Origin of the sequence: Pectobacterium peruviense, assembly GCF_002847345.1 — a bacterium.
GTDB classification, from domain to species: Bacteria; Pseudomonadota; Gammaproteobacteria; order Enterobacterales; family Enterobacteriaceae; genus Pectobacterium; species Pectobacterium peruviense.
Window position 1 is genome coordinate 36597 of record NZ_LXFV01000023.1, and the last position, 21894, is coordinate 58490.

General features: G+C 53.8%; 21 protein-coding genes, 1 tRNA gene and 1 riboswitch. Of the genes, 13 read left to right on the top strand and 9 right to left on the bottom strand.

Annotated elements, in window-relative coordinates:
* Positions 1-8: 8 nt before the first annotated feature.
* The 4 genes from A0G03_RS16410 to A0G03_RS16425 all read right to left on the bottom strand — a co-directional run bounded on the left by A0G03_RS16410 (position 9) and on the right by A0G03_RS16425 (position 3451).
* A complete protein-coding gene (locus A0G03_RS16410; RefSeq protein ID WP_048259771.1) occupies positions 9-800 on the bottom strand; it encodes an ABC transporter ATP-binding protein in 792 nt (263 codons plus the stop codon).
* Complete coding sequence (locus A0G03_RS16415) at positions 797-1612, bottom strand: ABC transporter permease (RefSeq protein ID WP_048259770.1); 816 nt, start codon at positions 1610-1612, stop codon at positions 797-799. The genes A0G03_RS16410 and A0G03_RS16415 overlap by 4 nt, the downstream gene beginning before the upstream one ends.
* 23 nt (positions 1613-1635) lie before the next feature.
* The gene (locus A0G03_RS16420; protein ID WP_048259769.1) at positions 1636-2694 is read right to left on the bottom strand and encodes a putative urea ABC transporter substrate-binding protein; all 1059 of its coding nucleotides are present in this window, start codon (positions 2692-2694) and stop codon (positions 1636-1638) included.
* 59 nt (positions 2695-2753) lie between these two features.
* Positions 2754-2855, bottom strand: a riboswitch (guanidine-I (ykkC/yxkD leader).
* A gap of 182 nt (positions 2856-3037) precedes the next feature.
* Positions 3038-3451, bottom strand: a complete 414-nt coding sequence (locus tag A0G03_RS16425; protein WP_048259768.1) for a MarR family winged helix-turn-helix transcriptional regulator — start codon at positions 3449-3451, stop codon at positions 3038-3040.
* An 81-nt stretch (positions 3452-3532) separates the two neighbouring features.
* On the opposite strand from A0G03_RS16425, the gene A0G03_RS16430 reads away from it, so the two are divergent.
* The gene (locus tag A0G03_RS16430) at positions 3533-3796 is read left to right on the top strand and encodes a DUF3861 domain-containing protein (protein WP_048259767.1); all 264 of its coding nucleotides are present in this window, start codon (positions 3533-3535) and stop codon (positions 3794-3796) included.
* Positions 3797-3882: 86 nt separating this feature from the next.
* Here A0G03_RS16430 and katG read toward each other — a convergent pair whose 3' ends face one another.
* The gene (gene katG / locus A0G03_RS16435) at positions 3883-6057 is read right to left on the bottom strand and encodes a catalase/peroxidase HPI (RefSeq protein WP_048259766.1); all 2175 of its coding nucleotides are present in this window, start codon (positions 6055-6057) and stop codon (positions 3883-3885) included.
* 313 nt (positions 6058-6370) lie between these two features.
* Entirely contained in the window at positions 6371-7501 is a 1131-nt protein-coding gene (locus A0G03_RS16440; protein ID WP_048259765.1) for a metallophosphoesterase, read from the bottom strand.
* A gap of 262 nt (positions 7502-7763) precedes the next feature.
* Here A0G03_RS16440 and A0G03_RS16445 point away from each other — a divergent pair, with 262 nt between their 5' ends.
* Positions 7764-8537 carry a DeoR/GlpR family DNA-binding transcription regulator gene (locus A0G03_RS16445; RefSeq protein ID WP_048259764.1) on the top strand — a complete coding sequence of 258 codons (774 nt, stop codon included), beginning with the start codon at positions 7764-7766 and terminating at the stop codon, positions 8535-8537.
* A 33-nt stretch (positions 8538-8570) separates the two neighbouring features.
* Here the strand turns inward: A0G03_RS16445 and A0G03_RS16450 are convergent, their stop codons facing one another.
* Entirely contained in the window at positions 8571-9362 is a 792-nt protein-coding gene (locus A0G03_RS16450; protein ID WP_048259763.1) for an HAD-IIB family hydrolase, read from the bottom strand.
* 583 nt (positions 9363-9945) lie between these two features.
* On the opposite strand from A0G03_RS16450, the gene A0G03_RS16455 reads away from it, so the two are divergent.
* The 3 genes from A0G03_RS16455 (at position 9946) to A0G03_RS16465 (ending at position 12345) form a co-directional block, all read left to right on the top strand.
* Positions 9946-10022 (top strand) — tRNA-Val (locus A0G03_RS16455).
* A 430-nt stretch (positions 10023-10452) separates the two neighbouring features.
* Complete coding sequence (locus tag A0G03_RS16460) at positions 10453-11241, top strand: SDR family NAD(P)-dependent oxidoreductase (RefSeq protein ID WP_048259762.1); 789 nt, start codon at positions 10453-10455, stop codon at positions 11239-11241.
* A 108-nt stretch (positions 11242-11349) separates the two neighbouring features.
* A complete protein-coding gene (locus A0G03_RS16465; protein ID WP_048259761.1) occupies positions 11350-12345 on the top strand; it encodes an NADP-dependent oxidoreductase in 996 nt (331 codons plus the stop codon).
* 175 nt (positions 12346-12520) lie between these two features.
* Here the strand turns inward: A0G03_RS16465 and narP are convergent, their stop codons facing one another.
* The gene (narP, locus tag A0G03_RS16470; protein ID WP_048259760.1) at positions 12521-13153 is read right to left on the bottom strand and encodes a nitrate/nitrite response regulator protein NarP; all 633 of its coding nucleotides are present in this window, start codon (positions 13151-13153) and stop codon (positions 12521-12523) included.
* Positions 13154-13240: 87 nt separating this feature from the next.
* Positions 13241-14959 carry a nitrate/nitrite two-component system sensor histidine kinase NarQ gene (gene narQ, locus A0G03_RS16475; protein ID WP_048259759.1) on the bottom strand — a complete coding sequence of 573 codons (1719 nt, stop codon included), beginning with the start codon at positions 14957-14959 and terminating at the stop codon, positions 13241-13243.
* A 490-nt stretch (positions 14960-15449) separates the two neighbouring features.
* On the opposite strand from narQ, the gene napF reads away from it, so the two are divergent.
* The 8 genes from napF to A0G03_RS16515 all read left to right on the top strand — a co-directional run bounded on the left by napF (position 15450) and on the right by A0G03_RS16515 (position 21890).
* Positions 15450-15986, top strand: coding sequence for a ferredoxin-type protein NapF (gene napF / locus A0G03_RS16480; protein ID WP_048259758.1), 537 nt, complete (start codon positions 15450-15452; stop codon positions 15984-15986).
* Complete coding sequence (gene napD / locus A0G03_RS16485; protein WP_048259757.1) at positions 15983-16303, top strand: chaperone NapD; 321 nt, start codon at positions 15983-15985, stop codon at positions 16301-16303. The genes napF and napD overlap by 4 nt, the downstream gene beginning before the upstream one ends.
* Positions 16300-18786 carry a nitrate reductase catalytic subunit NapA gene (gene napA / locus A0G03_RS16490; protein ID WP_048259756.1) on the top strand — a complete coding sequence of 829 codons (2487 nt, stop codon included), beginning with the start codon at positions 16300-16302 and terminating at the stop codon, positions 18784-18786. Before napD ends, napA begins: the two co-directional genes overlap by 4 nt.
* A gap of 5 nt (positions 18787-18791) precedes the next feature.
* Entirely contained in the window at positions 18792-19484 is a 693-nt protein-coding gene (gene napG, locus A0G03_RS16495) for a ferredoxin-type protein NapG (protein WP_048259755.1), read from the top strand.
* Positions 19471-20334, top strand: coding sequence for a quinol dehydrogenase ferredoxin subunit NapH (gene napH, locus A0G03_RS16500; protein ID WP_048259754.1), 864 nt, complete (start codon positions 19471-19473; stop codon positions 20332-20334). The genes napG and napH overlap by 14 nt, the downstream gene beginning before the upstream one ends.
* Positions 20331-20783 (top strand): nitrate reductase cytochrome c-type subunit, encoded by a 453-nt coding sequence (napB, locus tag A0G03_RS16505; protein ID WP_048259753.1) that lies wholly within the window; start codon positions 20331-20333, stop codon positions 20781-20783. Before napH ends, napB begins: the two co-directional genes overlap by 4 nt.
* Before the next feature lie 8 nt (positions 20784-20791).
* Positions 20792-21394 carry a cytochrome c-type protein NapC gene (gene napC, locus A0G03_RS16510; RefSeq protein ID WP_048259752.1) on the top strand — a complete coding sequence of 201 codons (603 nt, stop codon included), beginning with the start codon at positions 20792-20794 and terminating at the stop codon, positions 21392-21394.
* A 190-nt stretch (positions 21395-21584) separates the two neighbouring features.
* Entirely contained in the window at positions 21585-21890 is a 306-nt protein-coding gene (locus tag A0G03_RS16515) for a hypothetical protein (RefSeq protein ID WP_145951821.1), read from the top strand.
* Positions 21891-21894 lie beyond the last annotated feature (4 nt).

Consider the following 21894-nt stretch of genomic DNA (forward strand, 5'->3'; position numbering starts at 1 on the left):
AAAGCTCCTTAAACGGGGGATGTCATCACGCTGACAACAGGAGGCAGCGACGTAAGCGCACGCTGCCGCGTGGCGAGACGCGCCTGATTCAGGGGGATGTCATAAGTAATACGTGCGCCATAGGCTTCCGGCGCATGGGGATCGACGCGAACTTTGTCGAACACCAGCAAACGCGTGCCAAGGTGGAACCCCTCCGGCAAATCGTGGGTAACCATAAAGACCGTTAAGCGGGTTTCCCGCCACAGCTCCAGCAGTAAGGTGTGCATATCGCCGCGAATACCGGGGTCCAGCGCCCCAAACGGTTCATCGAGCAACAGGATGCGCGGCTGGACAATAAACGCCTGAGCAATCGCGAGCCGCTGCTGCATCCCCCCGGAAAGTTGATTGGGATATTTGTTCATCGCATGTCCAAGCCCGACGCGTTCCAGCATGCGAGCAGCACTGTCACGTACCGCCTGCTTACGCCGTCCGAACAGCCTGCCAAGCCAAGGGGAGCGCGGTATTTCCAGCCCAATCACCACGTTTTCCAGCACGGTTAAATGTGGGAAAACCGAATAGCGCTGAAACACCACACCGCGGCTGGCATCCGGTTCGGCGGGCAGCGTTTTCCCTTCTAGCCGCACTTCGCCACGACTGGGCGTTTCCTGCCCCAGCAGCAGGCGCAAAAAGGTGGATTTACCGCAGCCGGATGCCCCGACCATCGTACAGAACTCCCCTTCCTCGACGTTCAGGTTCAATCGTTCCAGCACAACGTGGTCGTCGTACTCCTGCCAGATATTATCGATCTCGATAAAACTCATGCTTTGCTTTCCTCTGACCACGGGAACCAGCGGCGATGTAGCCAGCGCAGTGCCATATCCATCAGCCATGCCAGCAGCGTAATCCACACGACGTAAGGCAGAATCACATCCATCGCCAGATAGCGGCGTACCAGAAAGATGCGGTAGCCCAGCCCGGCCGTTGCCGAAATCGCTTCGGCAGAGATGAGGAACAGCCACGCCGCGCCCAGCAGCAGTCGCAGGGAAATCAACAGCCGTGACAGCAGTTGCGGCAGGATGACGCGCAACACCACCACCCAGCTGTTCGCCCCCAGCGTTTGCGCTTTAATTAGCATTTCCTGTGGGATATTGCGGGCACGCTGTTCGAGATCGCGCGCCAGCATCGGCGTGACGCCAATAACGATCAACATCACTTTCGAGAGTTCATCCAATCCGAAGACGATGAAAAGAATGGGTAAAATCGCCAGCGGCGGGATCATCGACAGCACGGTCATCAACGGCGAGAGCGACGCGCGGAACAGCGGAAAAGCCCCTGCCGCAATCCCAAACAGCAGACTCAACAGGCTGGCGATCCCCAGTCCCAGCGCAAGACGCACCAGACTGGCCTGCGTATCCAGCCAGAACAGATAGTCGCCGCTACGTTTGTCTTCGGTAAATGCCATGCGCTGAATTGCCTCGGCCATTTGCCCAAGACTTGGCAGCAGTTTGTCATTGGGATTGGCTTCCAGCCGCAGTGCCGACCCCACGAGGTACAGCACCAGCAGCACGGCAAACGGCAGCAGGACAAGCAGCAGCCGTCCGCCCCGGCTGGGGGAGCGATTAATCAAGCGCACGATAGTCTCTCCAGTCTGCGAGGTCAGAGTTTGTTCTCTGCGGCCAGACGCACGAAGGTGTCGTCAAAGCGCAGTTTCACATTCGCGCTGTCACCTTGCGTGATCTGCCCAGGGAACGTCATGCCGATAAAATCGGCACTCTGTGCGCCAGTGCCGAGTAACCCTTTATCAAAGGAGAAATCTGCGACGCGTTTCATGGTATTCGGGAGATCGGTGCTGGTCAGAAATGCCAGGTTGTCCTGTGCGGAATAAAACAGATGGGTGGTTTTTAGCTGTGCCTGATAGCCTGCTAAATCGGTACCTGAAGCGGCCGCCATCGACTCCAGCGCAGGTTTGTCGCCCGCCTTCATCAGCGCCATCATTTCAAACCAGGCACCGGCCAGCGCTTTACCCAGCGCCGGATTCTCTTGTAGCGTCTGCGTGTTCACGACCATCATGTCGATCAGTTCGCCGGGGATCTGACCGGACTGAAAGACTTCCGAGGTATCCGGCTGGCTTTTAATCGCGGAAAGCTGTGGGTTCCAGGCGACAGCCGCCTGTACGCTACGGGTCGCGAAAGCGGCAACAATATCGGCATCTGAAGTGTTGACGACGGTGACATCCCGCTCCCGTAATCCGGCGGTTTCCAGACCGCGCACCAGCAGGTAATGAGAAACGGAGAGTTCAGGCAGATTGACCTTCATCCCACGCAAGTCGCTCAGCGTTTTCCCTTTTCCTTTGAGTACGATACCGTCATTGCCTGCGGAGAAGCTGCCAAGCAGCAGCGCCGTGGTATCCACACCGCCCGCCGCCGGAATGGTCAGCGCATCCATGTTGGTCATGGTGCAGCCGTCAAACTGTCCGGCGGTGTATTGATTGATCGACTCGACGTAGTCGTTAAGCTGGGTAACCTTAATTTTGATGCCGTACTTGTCGGCCCATTTATCGATAATGTCCTGCGTGCCGATGAAGCCCCACGGCATCCATCCAGCATAGATAGTCCAGCACACGTTGAATTGCGTTTTAGGCGCAGCCTGTGAAGGGAAGCTCAGCAGCGCTGAGAGACTGAGGACGCAAACGCCCAGTAAACGAGATAGGTTCATGCCAGACCTCCAGTTGAGTAGGAAAAAAGCGGGAACAGCGCGACACCATAGGTGTTGCTGTCTCCCGGGCTTTTGTCCCGCCGTGTAACCTCAACTGGAGGTCGCCAGCTCTCGGACCAGACATCCATATGGTATGGATCGGAACCCTAGCCAGCTATTTAGGTTGTTCAGCGCCCTATGTGGTGCTGTCCCGAAGAGATAAGAGCAAAATGCGTGCCAGCACCGAAGGTGCCGCTACGGCTGGCGTTTGTGCAGGAAAGAACGCCGTTCTCGCGTCATCACGGTGCAACAGCACGATGAACGCGCCTCACGGCAGTGCAGAGATCTTTAGTTGGCGCAGGATTTAGTGTTTCGCATCGCTCGCCGCTATTTTTTCCAGCAGCGCACTAAACATAGCTTGTTCGTCCGAGGACAGTGCCTGAAGCATCTGTGCCTCTATCTGCTTTTCCTGATGCAGAAAAACCTGCGTAAACGCGACGCCCTTATCGGACAAACTGAGCCACACGCTGCGGCCATCATCCGGGTTATCAATCTTGCGGACATAGTTGCGTTTAACCAGCTCCGCGACCATTCGGGTAATCTGCGCCTTATCGCGGCCGACAGCTTTCGCCAGCGACTGAGGCGTAATCCGCCCTTCCATCGCGATGATCTTACATAGCCGGATGTGCACAACATCCAGACTAATGTCGTGCGCTTTCATCTGTTCCTGCATCTGTACCTTATAGCGTTCTAATAAGGCAAAAAGGGCTTTCATCATGTTTTATTGACTCAGTCAACTAATGATCATATAGTTGATTTTATCAACTATCTATCATGAGTTCAATTTACTGAGGCCACAATGGGAAACGTCTATCAGATTACGGTGGAAGAAAAAGCCGAACAGCAACGCACGCTGTCGTTTGAATTCTCGCTTCACGATGACCTGTTCAAGCTACTGGAAAAAGTCGATGGCAAGATGGACATGACGCCGGAACAAACTCAGGCTTTTATGGTGGGGTTAAAGCTGTTTGGTGAGGTGATGATGCAACAAAGAAAACATCCGCTGTTTAAGGAGTTTTCCGCCCCGTTCAGAGAGTTCATGATGAACCTGAAGAAACAGTGATCGGCACAGACACACCGAAAATACATTACAGTAGAAAATGATTCTCCCCACGCGGCACACGCGCCCGCGCAGGGAGTGGTTACATCTTACTCTGCCAGATCGAAGCGATCCGCATTCATCACTTTCACCCAAGCAGCCACAAAGTCATTCACAAACTTCTCTTTGCTGTCGTCCTGTGCGTAAACTTCGGCGTAGGCACGCAGAATGGAGTTGGAACCAAAGACCAGATCCAGACGCGTCGCTGTCCATTTGACTTCACCCGTTTTACGATCGCGGATTTCATACAGGTCTTTGCGGTAAGGCTTCCACGTGTATTTCATGTCGGTCAGATTGACGAAGAAATCGTTCGTCAGCGCCCCTTCACGATCGGTAAATACGCCGTGCTTCGTACCGCCGTAGTTGGTTCCTAGTACGCGCAGACCGCCCACCAGCACCGTCATTTCATTCGCAGTCAGCCCCATCAGTTGGGTGCGATCGAGCATCAGCTCTTCCACGCTAACGGCATAATCCTTCTTCAGCCAGTTACGGTAGCCGTCATGGATCGGTTCGAGGACATCGAAAGACTCCACATCAGTCAGGGCATCGGTGGTGTCACCACGTCCCGGCGCAAAAGGCACCGTCACCGATACGCCAGCCGCTTTTGCCGCTTTCTCAATCCCCACATTACCGGCGAGTACGATGGTATCGGCCACGCTAGCCCCCGTTGCGGCCGCAATACTTTCCAAAACGACTAATACGCGCGCCAGACGCGCAGGTTCATTCCCTACCCAGTCTTTCTGCGGGGCAAGACGAATACGCGCACCGTTGGCACCGCCGCGCATATCGGAGCCACGGAACGTACGGGCGCTGTCCCAGGCTGTCGACACCAGCTCACTAATGGACAGGCTACTTTCCGCAATGCGTGCTTTGACAATATCGACATCATAGTCGGTACGGCCCGCCGGAACCGGATCCTGCCACAGTAAATCTTCCTGCGGCACATCTGGGCCAACGTAGCGCGCTTTCGGCCCCATATCGCGGTGCGTCAGTTTGAACCACGCTCGGGCAAACACTTCAGAGAAGTAAGCCTGATCCCGAGCGAAGCGCTCAGAAATCTTGCGATATTCCGGGTCAACTTTCAGCGCCATGTCGGCATCGGTCATCATCGGGTTGTAGCGAATAGACGGGTCCTCAACGTCAACCGGTTTATCTTCTTCTTTAATGCTGACAGGCTCCCACTGCGACGCGCCCGCTGGACTCTTTCTCAGTTCCCATTCGTGATTCAACAGCATTTGGAAGAAGCCGTTGTCCCATTGTGTCGGATGCGTCGTCCAGGCACCTTCCAGCCCGCTGGTTACGGTATAGCGACCTTTGCCCGATCCCGTCGGGTTATGCCAGCCCAGGCCTTGCTCTTCAACATCGGCACTTTCTGGTGCCGCGCCCAGCAGGCTGGCATCACCGTTACCGTGAGTTTTACCCACCGTGTGTCCACCCGCTGTCAGGGCAACAGTTTCTTCATCATTCATCGCCATACGAGAAAACGTAACGCGCATGTCTTGTGCAGTACGCAGCGGATCGGACTTGCCGTCAACGCCTTCTGGGTTAACGTAAATCAGCCCCATCTGTACGGCAGCCAGCGGATTTTCCAGCGAGGTACGATCGTCGCTGCCATAGCGTTCGGTACTGTTTGCCAGCCACTCTTTTTCTGCTCCCCAGTAGGTATCTTTTTCCGGTTGCCAGATGTCTTCACGACCAAAAGCAAAGCCGAAAGTTTTCAGCCCCATGGATTCGTAAGCGATATTGCCCGCCAGAATAATCAGGTCTGCCCAACTGAGTTTATTGCCGTATTTTCTTTTGATGGGCCACAGTAAACGGCGCGCTTTATCGAGGCTGACGTTATCCGGCCAGGAATTGAGCGGTGCGAAGCGCTGGTTACCGGTTCCGCCGCCGCCGCGACCGTCGGTTGTGCGGTAGGAGCCTGCCGAGTGCCAGGCCATACGAATCATCAAGCCGCCGTAGTGACCCCAGTCCGCTGGCCACCATTCCTGGCTGTCGGTCATCAGTGCATGCAGGTCTTTTTTGAGGGCATCGACATCGAGGGTTTTAAGGGCTTCACGGTAGCTGAAATCGCTGCCTAACGGGTTGGTCTTGGTATCGTGCTGATGAAGAATGTCGAGATTGAGGGCATTTGGCCACCAGTCCGTGTTTGATGAGCCAGTAGAAGTGTTTCCGCCATGCATAACCGGACACTTGCCGGCTGGTTTCGTTTTATTCTCGTCCATCATTATCTCCCAGTATGTTGCATTGCCTTAATCGCTGCGCCAGAAGGTCGGTCGTTCTCCGATAGCCTTGTCATGTGACAACGGAGCCTTCACCGATTCCCTCTTCTTGATGCAAGACAGTGCCAGAGTCTCCCTATAATTTATAATTGTATATGCTAACTTCTGCGATAGCTTAACCTGATGAAAAGCAGCTCAATCGCACATTTTTCCTATCTGCATCAATAATCTTGCGGATAGAACAGCTTGCGATAATGAGCCTGCTTGTGATCGCGACCTCTTTCAGGAAGCCGTTGATTCAGCTACCACAAAAAAACTACAGCGCGGGCGAACGGAATATGAACTGGGTAATTTCAGCTCGTTTCCCTAAGCGAATAGGAAAGCCGTTCCATAGACCCGCGCCATTGCTCACGTACAGATGCATGCCATCGACGTCATAGCTGCCAGAGACATAGCCTTCATTCGCCAACTGCGTCACCCAGTGCATGCCCAGCACCTGTCCGCCGTGCGTATGGCCGGAAAGCTGTAAATCGGCTCCGGCACGCGCGTTCTCTTTCGCCCCCGTGGGTCGATGGCTCAGCAGAACGACAGCGCTATCGGGCGATATTCCCGCAAGTGCAGCACGCGTATCCGGCAGCTGTTGTTTAAAATCAGCAGCGGTGCGATCGGTGATACCCGCCAGTACAAACGCGGCATTATCACGGCTAATCGACACATGTTCATTGAGCAACATACGTAAACCCAACGCATTCAACCGCTGCACCCATTGCGTATATTCCACGTAATATTCATGGTTGCCGACGATGGCAAACACGCCTTGTGGGGCTGTCAGGTTCCGCAGCGGCTCCATGTCATCGTGACGAGCACTGACGGTGCCATCGGCCAGATCGCCCGTAATCACCGTCAGATCGGGTTTAAGCGCGTTGGTTTTTGCCACTACCGCTTCCATCCAAGGGCGCTGCAACAGACGGCTGGCATGTAAATCCGTTAGCTGCACCAGTCGGAAACCATCCAGTGCCGGCGGCAGATGTTTTAATTCGACCTCTACCGTGCGGACTTCAGGAACACGTACCGCTTCCCACACGCCAATAGCCGCCAGCCCCATCGCCACAGCGGCAATGCCGCCACGCAGCACCATGTTGTTCAGCAGAACATTTCCGGCTGACGGAGATAAAAAACGCCCCACGACGCCGAGAAGATCGATGGCCAACAGCAGGAATGCAGATATCAACAGCGCGCCGAAAGCCCATCCCAGCAGCATCAGGATGAATGCAGGCACTTCCGGCGATGCCATCGTGCCAAAAAAGGTGCGCGTAATCAGATGATGCTGCGAAACCAGCAGCAGTAACACCGCCAGCATGCGCTTTACAGGCACCCCGACACGTAAGCGCCAGACCAGACGCCAGATAACATAGAGGGCGATGAGCCCGGTAATGGCATGAAACACGGATGTTTTCTCTCTTTATCGGTGATATCGGTATATTGACGCGGACATTATTTCCCAAGGAAATGTTTATAGTGTCCGCTAAGATCGTGTCAAGACGTTTACCTCGCCGTTCACACATTGCGGATCAACACGGTAGAGGTGTTGTGTTGCCAGAAGGGGCAGATTAACATGGCGCGATTCCCTGCTGTACACGTCACTGACCAGAGTGAAGCCTGACAACTGACGGCAGATTGTGCATGATTTTGATTAACCAAGGACATTTATGTTCGATTACACCGACTTTCCCGAACAACGGCAATCCAAAATCAGGCAGATCCTCAGCGAGGAAGGCAAAGTCGTCTGCACGCAGCTCTCGCGCGAATTGAACGTATCCGAGCACACCATACGGCGCGATCTAAAGGAACTGGCGCAATCCGGTGCCTGTAAGCGCGTCTACGGCGGTGCAGTCAGTATGCCGCCAGAAGCCATTGATTTTGCCAGTCGGGCAACCATCGACGCAGCCCAGAAAGATCGCATCGCTCAAGCCGTCATCCCGCTGATAAAGCCCAACAGCTGCGTCTTCTTTGACACTGGCACCACCAATCTGGCGGTGGCGAAACAGATCCCTGCGGGTCTGAAGTTTACCGCCGTGTGTAATTCGCCGATTATCGCGGCGGAATTGATGCAACATCACGATGTAGAAGTGATTTTTCTCGGTGGAAGGATCCAGAAGGAAGTCGGCGGCGCGATTGGTATCGACACACTCAGGCAGCTAGAGAAGATGTATTTCGATCAATGCCTGCTGGGAGGCTGTGCCTTTGATGCTAATGAAGGGCTGACCGTTTTTGAATATGACGATGCGGAATTTAAAAAGTGCCTCGTAACCCGTAGCAGCGAAGTGATCGTGGCCCTGACTGCCAATAAAATCTCCGCTCTGGCGCGCTATCGCGTTGCCGCCTGTGATGAGATCACTTCACTGGTAACCGATGACGAAATCCCCCCTGCCTGCCAGAGCGTGTTAAGCGAAAAAAATCTGGATCTGATTATTGCCCGATAATACAACGGTAGCCCCAGCGGCTGCCGGATCCACTCATGAAAGCAGCAGCTTTATCGTTTTTAGTACCCCATCATCGTCATTACTACGGGCAATAAAATTCGCCGCGGCTTTGGTTTCCTCAAACGCATTGCGCATCGCAAAGCTGTAAGCCGCGCGGCTCATCAGTTCAATATCATTATAACCATCGCCGAACACCATCGTTTCATCTGGCGTAATCGCCAATGTGTTCTGAAGAATCTCTACGGTGTGCCCTTTGTGTACGCCAACATTGGCAATGTCGATCCAGGCCGCTTCGGAGACCACGATATAAACATGGTCGTGAAACGCATCGAGATACTTCGCCGTCTCATGACAGTGTCCCGCTGGGTCATAAACCGTGATTTTCACAAAGTCATCGGTGACGACAGCAAAACTGGGTATCAACGTCACGTTGGTGTACGATTTCTTCACCTTTTCCAGTAAGGCTGGGCTGATCGTTTCTTTTACCATTGCTCCATTTGGAGTACAGCCGATGATCACATGTTGGTCGTCTACGCTTTCCAGCACGCCAATCAGGCTCAACGCAAGACGGTTTTTGATGAGCGATTGGTAAACATAATCTCCCTGATGTTTGATGCGCGTCGCACTGTCTCCCAGAATCCAGATATCTTTCGCCTCATCGCCAAAAAGCGCTTCCACCCGTTCGCACTGCTTACCTGTGCAGGCGGCAAACTGTACGCCCTTCTCTTTCATTAACGCATAAACCTCGGCAAACAAGGTTCTGTTGTAATCGCCATCGCTGTGAAGAAACGTGCCGTCCAGATCGGTAATTACCAACTTGATCATTCCACTCCCCTTTCAGATTGTACGTACACAGACAGCCGCGTTTCAGGCTGGGAACAGCCTGCCTGAATAAAGAAAAAAGCGCTTTTGCGTGGTGAGTTAGGCGACTGACGTGATAATTACACACCAACGCTCGATTTAGCTCGATAATGTATTTTTTTCGCAAAAAAGCGCAATTTTCGTACGGTAAAAATCATTTTCGCTAAATGCGTTGAGATAGCACGCGAAAATTAGCATAGCATTTATTGACAATGCGCAACAAGAAGCCAAATCAATCAATAGTGAGCATCAACAGAGGAAGCCGTGACTGAACCTCGATGAAAAGGGTTCTACCACACGCCAGATGTTCAAATGAAGCCGATACGGGACGAAACCCGTGCTCCGATGAGCCGCAACAGCGCCATATTTTGCTGACATAGCGGCTTCATTCGACGAATACGGCTAAACATTCGGCACTTGAAAGAAGATGATAAACAAAGCGCTTGCCACGAACGTCGGAGCCGTCCATAATAGCGCCCATTCCAAACACTGGAATGAAGAAAAGCATTCTAATCAAAACGTTACTGATTAAGATGTTATCTCCTGTACGACCGTAGCTCAGTTGGTTAGAGCACCACCTTGACATGGTGGGGGTCGGTGGTTCGAGTCCACTCGGTCGTACCAATTCATGTTCTGAAGATATTACCCTGCGCCCGTAGGTTAATGAATATGAATTGAAATTTCCCTTACTCATGTCCTGTTAATTTCATCAAAACCTATTCAAATAAGCGTTTTTACGCTCATTTTTAGCCTGATCCTGAGCGCTAATCTAATCCGCACGACAATCCTGTTACCGACTTTGCAGCATTAACCATAATTGCACACCAATCTCTATTGATGTCACTCATCATCAAAACACTTGACGAAATAGATGATGGTCATCATTATAAAAACAGCTCATTTTCTGTAAAAGAGGATAAGCCATGACTGACCTCTATCTGACCCTTCCCGCCCGCGTCATCGCGGTCGATAGTGAGTAGAAGCTGTCATTTTTCGGCCTCACGTGTGGACTTAACCAGCGTGCCTGCCACGATTTTCCTTCAAGGACAAGACTATGACAACCCGCTCCACCGTTCTCATTACCGGTGCCTCAACCGGAATTGGCGCCACTTATGCAGACCGCTTCGCACGTCGCGGACACGATCTGGTGCTGGTCGCCCGCGATGAAGCACGCCTCAATGCGCTCGCCGATCGCCTACGGAATGATCACCATATCAATGTTGATGTTCTACAGGCCGATTTGACCCGATCCGAAGATCTGGCCACAGTCGAACGCCGTCTGGTAGACGATTCCGCGATTGACATACTCATCAACAACGCAGGTATCGCACAGTCTGGAGGTATTCTCGATCAAACCGCTGACAGCATTAACCAACTGATCACCTTGAACACGACGGCGCTGACACGACTTGCTGCAGCCATTGCTCCACGGTTAGTTCAATCCGGTGCGGGGACTATCGTCAATATCAGCTCAGTCGTTGGCTTGGCACCCGAATTCGGCATGTCAGTGTATGGGGCAACCAAAGCCTATGTACTATTCCTTTCTCAGGGGTTGAGCCAGGAACTCGCGCCCAAAGGCATCTATGTACAAGCCGTTCTGCCTGCATCCACACGCACCGAACTCTGGTCTCAGATCGGTATCGATGTCAATTCGTTGCCGGAAGTGATGGAAGTCGGCGAACTGGTGGACGCCGCCCTCGTTGGCTTCGATCAGCGTGAACTCGTGACGATCCCGCCTTTGCATGTCGCTGAGCGCTGGGACACGCTGGATACAGCACGCCAGGGTCTGCTGTCGGATTTGCGTCAGGCAAATCCGGCGCAACGCTATCGCCCAGCCAAATAACACACTCGGTTACCTCCGAAGCCTCTGCTAGGCAACATAGGACTACGCCATAGCGCGGTCCCTATTCAATCGTTATTTATCTCTCTACAGGCAAAGGGCTACATCACCATGAAGGCATTTTTCATCAATCGCTATAAGGACGCGGGCCAGATTGGTCAACTGCCCGACCCCGAGATAGGGCAAGACGATGTATTGGTGCAGGTGCATGCCGCCAGCATCAATCTACTGGACGCCAAGATCCGTAAAGGCGAATTCAAACTCATCCTGCCCTATCGTTTCCCGCTGGTACTGGGCAATGATCTGGCCGGTGTGGTCGTGCGCGTCGGCCGCAATGTTCGTCGGTTTAAGGCTGGCGACGACGTTTATGCTCGTCCCCCTGAGGATCGCATAGGCAGCTTTGCCGAGCTGATTGCCGTGAAAGAGGAAGCGCTGGCACTCAAGCCGACCAATCTCGACATGGAGCAAGCCGCCGCCATCCCGCTGGTTGCCCTGACAGCCTGGCAGTCGCTGGTCGAGACCGCACAGTTGAAGAAAGGCCAAAGAGTGCTGATTCATGCAGGTTCGGGTGGCGTAGGCACCATCGCCATCCAGTTGGCTAAGCACCTAGGTGCATTTGTCGCGACCACCACCAGCACCCGCAATGTCGAATGGGTGAAAAGTCTGGGTGCCGATGTTGTGATCGACTACAAAACACAGGCGTTTGAAAGCGTGCTGAAAGATTACGATGTTGTCCTCAACAGTCTGGGCAATGATGTGCTCGAAAAATCACTTCAGGTGCTCAAACCTGGCGGTCGACTTATTTCCATCTCGGGGCCGCCGACCCCCACCTTCGCCGAGCAGCAAGGACTATCCTGGTTTCTTAAGCAGGTGATGCGTCTGTTGAGCAGAAGTATCCGCAAAAAAGCCGACAAACACGGTGTACGTTATAGTTTTGTTTTCATGCGTGCAGACGGAGATCAACTGCGAGAAATCACTGCGTTGATCGAATCTGGAGCAATCAAACCGGTCATCGACCGTACTTTCCCGTTGGAAGCAACCGCAGAAGCACTGGCTTATGCCGAGCAGGGAAGATCGAAAGGCAAAGTAATCATCAGTATTCGATAATTTGGTGTGATTGAGTAACGGGTATTTCTCAGGCGATTTTTGGGGGTTTCGACCAGAAATACCTGAACCTGCCGACGACCTGCTACTCTGGGATTCTGGGGTAAGGTCTACATGACTTAAGACACGCCAATGGCTCTTTCGGCGGGCGACAATCCGCCGTTAATGAACTGCGGCCCTACTGGCCGCGAGTTTCCAGATACAGTACCGTGGCGGCAACGCGGGAGCGTACGTTGAGTTTGCGCAGCATGTTGCGGATATGCACTTTTACCGTCTCTTCTGAAATATACAGCACTGCGGCGATTTGCTTGTTGGAAAGCCCTGATGCCACTTCCTGAAGCACGTCCAGTTCGCGCTCCGTCAATACGGTAAAGGGCGACGGCGTTTCTTTTATAGCAATACGGTGGCGTAAGACATCGCGAACCTGTTCGCTGAATGCATCACTGCTGCGAATGAAATCCAATAAGTGTTCCGGGGCACTGTCTTTAAGCAGATAGCCATCGGCACCCGCATCCATCAGCGCATAAATATCGCTGGGCGCATCCGACACCGTCAGCACAATCACGCGCGCGCAGATCCCATCACGCCGCAGCGCGTGAAGCGTATCCAGCCCGCTTAATCCTTTCATATTAAGATCGAGCAAAATGATATCGGGAGAATCCCGATTCGCGAGGCTCAGTGCCTCCATGCCATTGCTGGCTTCCCCAATCACGTCAAAGATGGCATCGGTTGCCAATAACTGACGGATGCCCCGACGCATAAGCGGATGATCGTCGACGATCAGCACGCGATAAGATGGTTTTTCTGACATGCCCAGCCCCAATGTAATATGGATCTTATTATTTTTTATTTATGATTTATCCCTGTCATCTTTCAAGCAACATGTGCGCCGCTCGAATTATTCAGGGTAGAGATTGTTCGTGTTACCGCGTTCACGCGCTGCCGTCGGCGTCGAAAAACAGACGCTAACCTGCGTCCCCCCATCTGGGTGGAGGCCAATAGCTAACCGCCCTCCTAACCGTTCGGCGCGTTCCTGCATAATATTTAAACCGTAATGTCCTGCCGGTTCTTCCTGATTGACAATGCCACAGCCGTCATCACGAATATCAACACAATGGCTGCCGTCCGGCTGCGTATGGCAGTTGACGGTAATCGTCGTCGCCTGCGCGTGTTTAATGGCATTTAGCACCGCTTCACGGATGATTTGCAGCAGGTGAACCTGCTGTGATGCATCCAGCGCCTGCGTAGGAATACGGCAATCGATATCAATCGTCGCCGGAGTCTGCGCCCTTAGCGGTTCAATCATTTCCTGCATCGCCGCAGGCAAATCGGCCTGTTGCAGCGTCAGTCGGAACGTTCCCAACAATTCCCGCAGTTGGCGGTACGCATCGCTTAACGCCTGTTCAAAATCGGTGATAATCTGCCGAGCCTGCGCATTTTCTTCCGCTACCGCGCGCTTTAATAATGTCATCTGGATATTCAGATAAGAAAGCACCTGAGCCAGTGAGTCATGCAGTTCACGCGCGATAGTGGCACGCTCTTCCATCAAGAGCAGTTGCTGGTAGTGCTTCTGCGCCTGATTAAAATAGAGGCCGCGCCCCAACATATTGGCGACGCTTTCCATCAGTTGCGCCGACGGCTGCTGCGTTGATGCCTGCCACCGCAACTGTCCAAACTCGACCTCTTGCAAACGGATGGGCAGCGCGTGCCACGCCGTCTGCTCGTCAGGCTGGCCTTCGCATAACAGCCAGTTCTCCCCTACCCGCATTTCCAGACAGACGACCGTTTCATAGCGATGAACAATTTGCAGAATCTGTTGAAAACAATGCCTGTCGATCGTGCTGACATTCATCGCCTGAGAGCAGTTATACAACACCTTCAGCATGCGGTTCACTTCCTGCAAACGCAGCGTTTTCTGCCGTACCTTGTCTTCCAGAGAGCGATAGAGCTTTTGCAATTCGTCAGTCATGCTGCTGAAGGTTTGCGCCAATAATCCCAATTCGTTGGGCAGATTGACATCCAGCCGCGAATGGGTAAAACGCCCCTTCTCAATGGACGCACAGGCCGCCATCAGCTTATTCAGCGGCACGACGACCTGACGGCGAATGCGGCGCAGCGTAAAGAAGATCAGTATATAGATAGTGATCGAGCCAATTATTGATGTCACAACCACTATCATCATCTTGCGCTCGGAATAATGCTGCAACGCCAGCACAAAGAGATCGATCTGCGTGACATAGCGAACAATATTGTCCTGATACCACACCCGATCCCTCGCGCTCAGGCGCTCATCCATCGTTTTCCAGCTCTGCAACAGTGCGGCATAACGGTCGCGTACATCACGCGGCACATACCAGCGATCCAACAGGTGAAAAACCGGGGAATCCAGCGTTTGCGCATAGAGGTGACGATGCGCTTCTAACGCTGCGCGATCGCCCTGTAAGTCATACCCCATGCGATAGCTTTGCATACGCATGGAGCCCGCAACGTTGATCGCTTCTGCATCGCGCAAGCCACTGGCTAACGTCAGCAGCGCAATGCCCGTCGTCAGGAATGAGAGCAGCGCGATATAAAAAAATGCGCGAGCCAGGCTGGTAGAAACAGGACGTTTGACCATCACAACAAGCAATCCTTTTTAGCAATACAAACTCGATACCCTAAATAATTCGAGTTGCAGGACAAAACGTTAACGTTTTGAACAACGCGAAGCGTTAGCCCTTTAGGGCGATGCTCAGCTATGAGCATCGTAACGCGGCAAGAGAAGGACAAATTCGTCGGGAACGAATTTGACCAGCCAACGGCTGGCCTTCGGTGAGAGACAGGATGTCTCTCATTTCATCCCGATGAGCTTACTCAGGTAAGTGATTCGGGTGAGTAAACGCAGCCAACGCACATGCAGCTTGAAGTATGACGGGTATCCACTATCACGATCCCCGCGTGCTCAGGCAAGCCGATAAGGCGCGAATCCTACATAAGCTTGATCCGGCCCCCCCATTTACCTCTAAAGGGTGATTATCGCATACAGCCTAGGGAGCATAGTGTAACCCCTATAAAAACAACGTGTTTTTTATTGGATATTTTACCGAGTGCCAGAGCGACAAACTGCCATGACTAACCTCTCCCGACGTTCCTTACTGACCGGTGGTCTACAGCGTGCAGACAACGCGCTGCGTCCGCCGTGGAGTGGTACTGAAAGCCATTTTCTGAGTCAGTGCACGCGCTGTAATGCCTGCGTTGAGGCTTGCGGAACGAGGATCATCCAGCGCGGTTCAGGGGGCTTTCCCACCATTGATTTCCAGCGCGGCGAATGCACCTTCTGCTATGACTGCGCTCGCGCGTGTCCACAGGCGTTGTTCGCGGAGAGTCACACCGCGCCGTGGGAATACCACCTGACGATTCAGGATGCCTGCTTATCACGGCATCAGGTGGAATGCCGCAGCTGTCAGGATACGTGTGAAACAGGCGCGATACGGTTTCGTCCTACTATCGGACGCGTTGCCGCACCGTCGATCGATGATGACGCCTGTACCACCTGTGGCGCCTGTATCTCTGGGTGCCCCGTCGGTGCCATATCGATGACAAAAATAACAGCGGGATATCACTCCGCGCCAGCGCGTCTCACGACGCAACAGGAAAACCGATGAGCACAGTCTGGCATGTTTGCAGTGTCGTGGTTCACGTCAATACGGAACGTATGGCGGCAGTAGGCGACGCATTGGAAAAATTACCCAATGTGGAGGTAGCCGCCAGCGATAGCGATACCGGAAAAATGGCCGTGGTGCTGGAATCAGATTCAGAAGACACGCTGTTAAAACACATAGCGTCAATACGCGAACTTGCAGGCGTATTGGCGGTTTCGCTGGTTTATCACCAGCTTGATGAACAGTCTTTTGATGAACAATCTTTTGCTTTCGATGAACAACCTCTTGATCAACAAGCTCAGGGTGAGGAAATACCATGAAACTCAGTCGACGACACTTTATGAAGGCGAATGCTGTCGCAGCGGCGGCCGCGGTCGCAGGCATCACCATCCCTATCGCGGTTCGCGCCGCGACCGAGCAATCGGACGCTATCCACTGGGATAAAGCCCCCTGCCGTTTCTGTGGCGTGGGGTGCGGTGTGTTAGTAGGAACGCAAAATGGACGCATCGTCGCCAGTCAGGGCGATCCCGAAGCGCCGGTTAACCGTGGCTTAAACTGCATCAAAGGCTATTTCCTGCCCAAAATCATGTACGGACAGGATCGTCTGACCCAGCCGTTACTGCGTATGCGTGATGGTAAATTCGATAAAGAAGGCGAATTTACCCCGATCTCCTGGGACAAAGCGTTTGACATCATGGCGGAGAAATTCAAAACCGCACTGAAGGAGAAAGGCCCGAACGCAATAGGCATGTTTGGCTCCGGACAATCAACAATTTGGGAAGGCTATGCCTCCGCCAAACTGTTCAAAGCCGGTTTCCGCTCCAACAATATTGACCCCAACGCGCGCCACTGTATGGCATCGGCAGTGGTAGGCTTTATGCGTACCTTCGGTATGGATGAACCGATGGGTTGCTATGACGATATCGAGCAGACCGATGCGTTTGTGCTGTGGGGCTCCAACATGGCGGAGATGCACCCGATTCTCTGGTCGCGTATCACTGACCGCCGCCTGTCGAATAGCAATGTCACGGTTGCCGTGCTGTCCACCTACCAACACCGCAGTTTTGAGCTGGCGGATAACGGGATGGTGTTTACGCCGCAAACCGATCTGGCCATTCTCAACTACATCGCTAACTACATTATTCAAAATAACGCGGTGAACGAGGCTTTCTTTACCCGCCACGTGAACCTGCGTAGAGGCGTGACTGATATCGGTTACGGGCTGCGCCCGACACACCCGTTGGAAAAAGCGGCGAAAAATCCCGGTTCCGATGCGTCCGAACCGATGAGTTTTGAAGAATACAAAGCCTTTGTCGCCGACTATACGCTGGAAAAAACGGTCGCGATCAGCGGCGTTCCTGCCGATCAGTTGGAAGCGCTGGCAAAACTCTACGCCGATCCGAAGAAGAAAGTGATCTCCTACTGGACGATGGGCTTTAACCAGCACACGCGTGGCGTTTGGGCGAACAATCTGGTTTATAACATCCACCTGCTGACCGGAAAAATCTCTCAGCCAGGCTGCGGGCCGTTCTCATTAACGGGTCAACCTTCTGCCTGCGGCACCGCGCGTGAAGTCGGCACTTTTGCCCACCGCCTGCCGGCAGACATGGTGGTCACAAACGAGAAACACCGCGCGATTGCGGAAAAACTGTGGCAGTTACCGACAGGCACCATCCCTGAAAAAATCGGCCTGCACGCCGTCGCACAAGATCGGGCGCTGAAAGACGGCACGCTGAATGCCTATTGGGTGATGTGTAACAACAATATGCAGGCTGGCCCCAACATCAATCAGGAACGTATGCCGGGCTGGCGCGATCCGCGCAACTTCATTGTCGTTTCCGACCCTTACCCAACCATCAGCGCACTGGCCGCCGACCTGATTTTACCTACCGCGATGTGGGTGGAAAAAGAAGGGGCTTACGGCAACGCCGAACGCCGGACGCAGTTCTGGCGTCAGCAGGTTAAAGCGCCGGGCGAGTCAAAATCGGATCTGTGGCAGGTCGTGAGCTTTGCCAAACGCTTCGCTGTAGAGGACGTGTGGCCGGAAGAACTCCTGGCGCAGAAACCCGCCTACCGCGGCAAGACGCTCTACGACGTGCTGTTTGCTAACGATGTCACCACGCGTTTCCCACTCAGCGAATTAGCAGAAAATCAGTTGAACGACGAATCTCGCGAATTCGGTTTTTATTTGCAGAAAGGTCTATTTGAAGAATACGCCGCATTTGGCCGTGGGCACGGTCACGATTTAGCACCGTTCGATGCTTATCACAAGGTGCGCGGTCTACGCTGGCCGGTGGTTGACGGTAAGGAAACGCAGTGGCGCTACAGCGAAGGACACGATCCTTACGTCAAAGCAGGAGAAGCCTACCGTTTTTACGGTAAACCGGATGGCAAGGCGGTGATTTTCGCGCTGCCATACGAACCTGCCGCAGAAGCACCGGACGAAGAATACGATCTCTGGTTCTCTACGGGTCGCGTGCTGGAGCACTGGCATACCGGCAGCATGACGCGTCGTGTCCCAGAGCTGCACCGCGCCTTCCCCGAGGCCGTGCTGTTTATCCACCCGCAGGATGCCAAAGCGCGCGATCTTCGACGCGGTGAGAAAGTGCGCATCATCTCACGCCGTGGAGAAGTCATCTCCGTGGTTGAGACACGCGGTCGTAATAAACCGCCGCGCGGGCTGGTGTATATGCCGTTCTTCGACGCCGCGCAGATGACCAACGTCCTGACGCTGGATGCAACCGATCCGCTGTCGAAAGAAACGGACTTTAAGAAATGTGCCGTCAAGCTGGCTAAGGTGTAGCGAACATGGCACGCCCGGAGAATTCAACACCCGCTCGCCGCCGCTTTCTGCGTGACGCCGTTCGTGCCGTTGCGGGTTTATCCGCAGCGGTGACGATACTCGGCATTCAGCAGCGGCGCGCGCAGGCTGACGTACTCCGGCTGCGGCCGCCGGGTGCGCTGCCTGAAGCGGTTTTTTCCGGTGCCTGCATCCGCTGCGGTCAATGTGTTCAGGTCTGTCCTTATGACACGCTGAAGCTGGCGACGCTGGTATCCGGCCCCGCAGCGGGTAGCCCTTACTTTGTCGCACGCGATATCCCGTGTGAGATGTGTGAGGACATTCCCTGTGTGGTCGCTTGCCCCAGCGGTGCCTTACAGCCGCTGGATGCTATCGATGATGCCCGCATGGGATTGGCGGTGTTGTTAGATCAGGAAAACTGCCTGAACTATCAGGGGTTACGCTGCGATGTGTGTTATCGCGTCTGCCCCCTTATTGATAGCGCCATCACACTAGAGCCAGAACGCAATGCCCGCACCGGAAAGCATGCTCGCTTTCTACCTATCGTGCATAGCGATGTCTGTACCGGCTGCGGCAAATGTGAAAAAGCCTGCGTGCTGGAACAGCCTGCGATAAAGGTCTTACCGCGCGCATTAGCAAAAGGTGAACTCGGGCACCACTACCGTTTCAACTGGCTGGAGGCACGCGATGGCAAATCGTAAGCAAGACGCCGGACGAGAAGCTCGGGCGAAAAAAGGCTGGTGGCGCAGTCACCGCTGGCTGGTCCTGCGTCGCCTGACCCAATCTCTAGTGCTACTCATGTTCCTCAGCGGCCCGCTGTTAGGGTTCTGGATCTTGCGTGGTAACTACAGCGCCAGCCGCTTACTCGACACCGTGCCGCTCAGCGATCCGCTGATGGTGCTGCAAAGTCTGGCTAGTGGTCATCTGCCCACCGCCCTTGCGCTAGTCGGGGCGCTGATTATTGCGCTGAGCTATGCACTAGCGGGTAAGCGCCTGTTCTGTAGCTGGGTCTGCCCTGTGAATCCGCTCACCGATTTAGCCGCTTGGCTGCGCCGTCGTTTCGGCATCACCGCCTCGGCAACACTTCCCCGCAATCTGCGCTATCTGCTGCTGATACTTATTCTGGCAGGTAGCGCGCTGACGGGTGGGCTGTTGTGGGAATGGGTCAACCCTGTCTCACTGGCGGGTCGTGGGCTAATTTTCGGGTTTGGTGCGGGTATCTGGCTGCTGCTGGCGCTATTTCTGTTTGATTTATTGGTCGTGGAACACGGCTGGTGCGGGCACCTTTGCCCGACGGGTGCGCTGTATGGTGCGCTTGGCAGCAAAGGCGCATTAGTTGTGGATGCCGCCAAACGTGAACGCTGTACGCGCTGCATGGACTGTTTTCATGTCTGTCCAGAGCCGCAGGTATTGCGCGCACCCTTGCTCGATAAAGACAGTCCGGTACAGGTGACTGACCGAGACTGCATAACATGCGGACGTTGTATTGATGTCTGCGCTGAAGACGTTTTTAAAATAACCCTTAGATGGAAATCGGGAGCAAAGTCATGAAAAGCCTGAGAATGGGATGGTTTCGCTGGATCACCGCCCTGGCGATAATGGGCAGTACAATAATGTGCAGTGCAATAGCCACTGCACAGGTCGATTTAAGCCAATCACCGGAAGTCGCCGCGGCACAGCCGGGAAACAGCCGGATGCCGAAGCAGCAGGAGCGTATGGCGCTCAACTATGTCAACCAGCCACCGATGATTCCGCATAGCGTGGATGGCTATCAGGTCACCCCAACCTTTAACCGCTGCTTACAGTGCCACGGCGTGGAGAGCTATCGTTCCACCAGCGCCCCCCGCGTCAGCCCGACCCACTTTGTCGACAGAGACGGCAAAGTGCTGAGCAATGTGGCACCTGCACGCCATTTCTGCCTGCAATGCCACGTGCCGCAGGCGGACAGTTCGCCAATTACTGGCAACACGTTCACCCCTTCTAAAGGCTTTGGACAGTGAGGTTTGCGATGAAACAGCCAGGAAAAGTAGGACGGTTGTTACGCCAGCTATGGCAATGGTGGCGTCGCCCAAGTCGGCTGGCGCTGGGAACGTTGCTGATTATCGGCTTCGCGGGCGGCATTTTCTTTCTGGCGACGTCTCAGAAAGGCATGGAAATGAGTAACAGCGAGGCGTTCTGCATCAGCTGTCATGAAATGCGCAATACCGTCTATCAGGAATATATGGAAACCGCGCACTACAGCAACCGCAGCGGCGTGCGCGCCACCTGCCCGGATTGCCACGTTCCGCATGAGTTAGTGCCGAAAATGGTACGTAAGATTCAGGCCAGCAAAGAGCTGTACGGCAAAATAATGGGTACGATTGATACGCCACAAAAGTTCGAAGCACACCGACTGACAATGGCGCAGAGCGAATGGCGGCGCATGAAAAATAACAATTCTCAGGAATGCCGCAACTGCCACAACTTTGACTACATGGACTTCTCAGGGCAAAAAACGGTCGCAGCAGAGAAACACAGCGAAGCGATAAAACTCGGTCAAACCTGTATCGATTGCCACAAAGGCATCGCACACAAACTGCCGGACATGCACGGCGTCAAAAGCGGGTTATAAGCCACACCTCTTCGTGACACACAGGACGGCGTATGCCGTCCTCATCACAAGCAGAAACATCCGCCCCAAAATAACAATGAACTAATTTCAGTCTTTTGATTTTATGGGATTGGTTCGCGTAAAAAATCGCGCTGAGGTGAGCGTAGACGCCGGATGAGCGGCATGGAGGCCGCGAAAGCCTGCGCCGCGTATGGAACGCGTCGCAGGTGGTCCGAACCGCGGATACGAACGCCGAAGGCATCGCGAAGCGGCGCGATTTCCCGCAAAAAGCCAGGGGTCACGGGGCGACGGCGATGAGCCGCCCCGTGTCGGGCGCGTGCAACTCGAGTTGCAGAAATTCACGCGGCGTGTTGCGCACGAAACCTCCACCGCAACAACAGAAACAACAGAAACAACAGAAACAACAGAAACAACAGAAACAACAGAAACAACAGAAACAACAGAAACAACAGAAACAACAAAAGGGCGATATATCGCCCTTTTGCTATTTAGATAAACAT

Bases quoted from the DNA above. Each gene is read 5' to 3' on its own strand.
- A0G03_RS16460 (WP_048259762.1), top strand. From the start codon at position 10,453: ATGACAACCCGCTCCACCGTTCTCATTACCGGTGCCTCAACCGGAATT.
- napG (WP_048259755.1), top strand. From the start codon at position 18,792: ATGGCACGCCCGGAGAATTCAACACCCGCTCGCCGCCGCTTTCTGCGT.
- napB (WP_048259753.1), top strand. From the start codon at position 20,331: ATGAAAAGCCTGAGAATGGGATGGTTTCGCTGGATCACCGCCCTGGCG.
- A0G03_RS16445 (WP_048259764.1), top strand. From the start codon at position 7,764: ATGTTCGATTACACCGACTTTCCCGAACAACGGCAATCCAAAATCAGG.
- napH (WP_048259754.1), top strand. From the start codon at position 19,471: ATGGCAAATCGTAAGCAAGACGCCGGACGAGAAGCTCGGGCGAAAAAA.
- A0G03_RS16465 (WP_048259761.1), top strand. From the start codon at position 11,350: ATGAAGGCATTTTTCATCAATCGCTATAAGGACGCGGGCCAGATTGGT.
- napC (WP_048259752.1), top strand. From the start codon at position 20,792: ATGAAACAGCCAGGAAAAGTAGGACGGTTGTTACGCCAGCTATGGCAA.
- A0G03_RS16515 (WP_145951821.1), top strand. From the start codon at position 21,585: ATGGAACGCGTCGCAGGTGGTCCGAACCGCGGATACGAACGCCGAAGG.
- A0G03_RS16420 (WP_048259769.1), bottom strand. From the start codon at position 2,694: ATGAACCTATCTCGTTTACTGGGCGTTTGCGTCCTCAGTCTCTCAGCG.
- A0G03_RS16425 (WP_048259768.1), bottom strand. From the start codon at position 3,451: ATGATGAAAGCCCTTTTTGCCTTATTAGAACGCTATAAGGTACAGATG.
- napA (WP_048259756.1), top strand. From the start codon at position 16,300: ATGAAACTCAGTCGACGACACTTTATGAAGGCGAATGCTGTCGCAGCG.
- napF (WP_048259758.1), top strand. From the start codon at position 15,450: ATGACTAACCTCTCCCGACGTTCCTTACTGACCGGTGGTCTACAGCGT.
- A0G03_RS16410 (WP_048259771.1), bottom strand. From the start codon at position 800: ATGAGTTTTATCGAGATCGATAATATCTGGCAGGAGTACGACGACCAC.
- napD (WP_048259757.1), top strand. From the start codon at position 15,983: ATGAGCACAGTCTGGCATGTTTGCAGTGTCGTGGTTCACGTCAATACG.
- narQ (WP_048259759.1), bottom strand. From the start codon at position 14,959: ATGGTCAAACGTCCTGTTTCTACCAGCCTGGCTCGCGCATTTTTTTAT.
- katG (WP_048259766.1), bottom strand. From the start codon at position 6,057: ATGGACGAGAATAAAACGAAACCAGCCGGCAAGTGTCCGGTTATGCAT.
- narP (WP_048259760.1), bottom strand. From the start codon at position 13,153: ATGTCAGAAAAACCATCTTATCGCGTGCTGATCGTCGACGATCATCCG.
- A0G03_RS16430 (WP_048259767.1), top strand. From the start codon at position 3,533: ATGGGAAACGTCTATCAGATTACGGTGGAAGAAAAAGCCGAACAGCAA.
- A0G03_RS16450 (WP_048259763.1), bottom strand. From the start codon at position 9,362: ATGATCAAGTTGGTAATTACCGATCTGGACGGCACGTTTCTTCACAGC.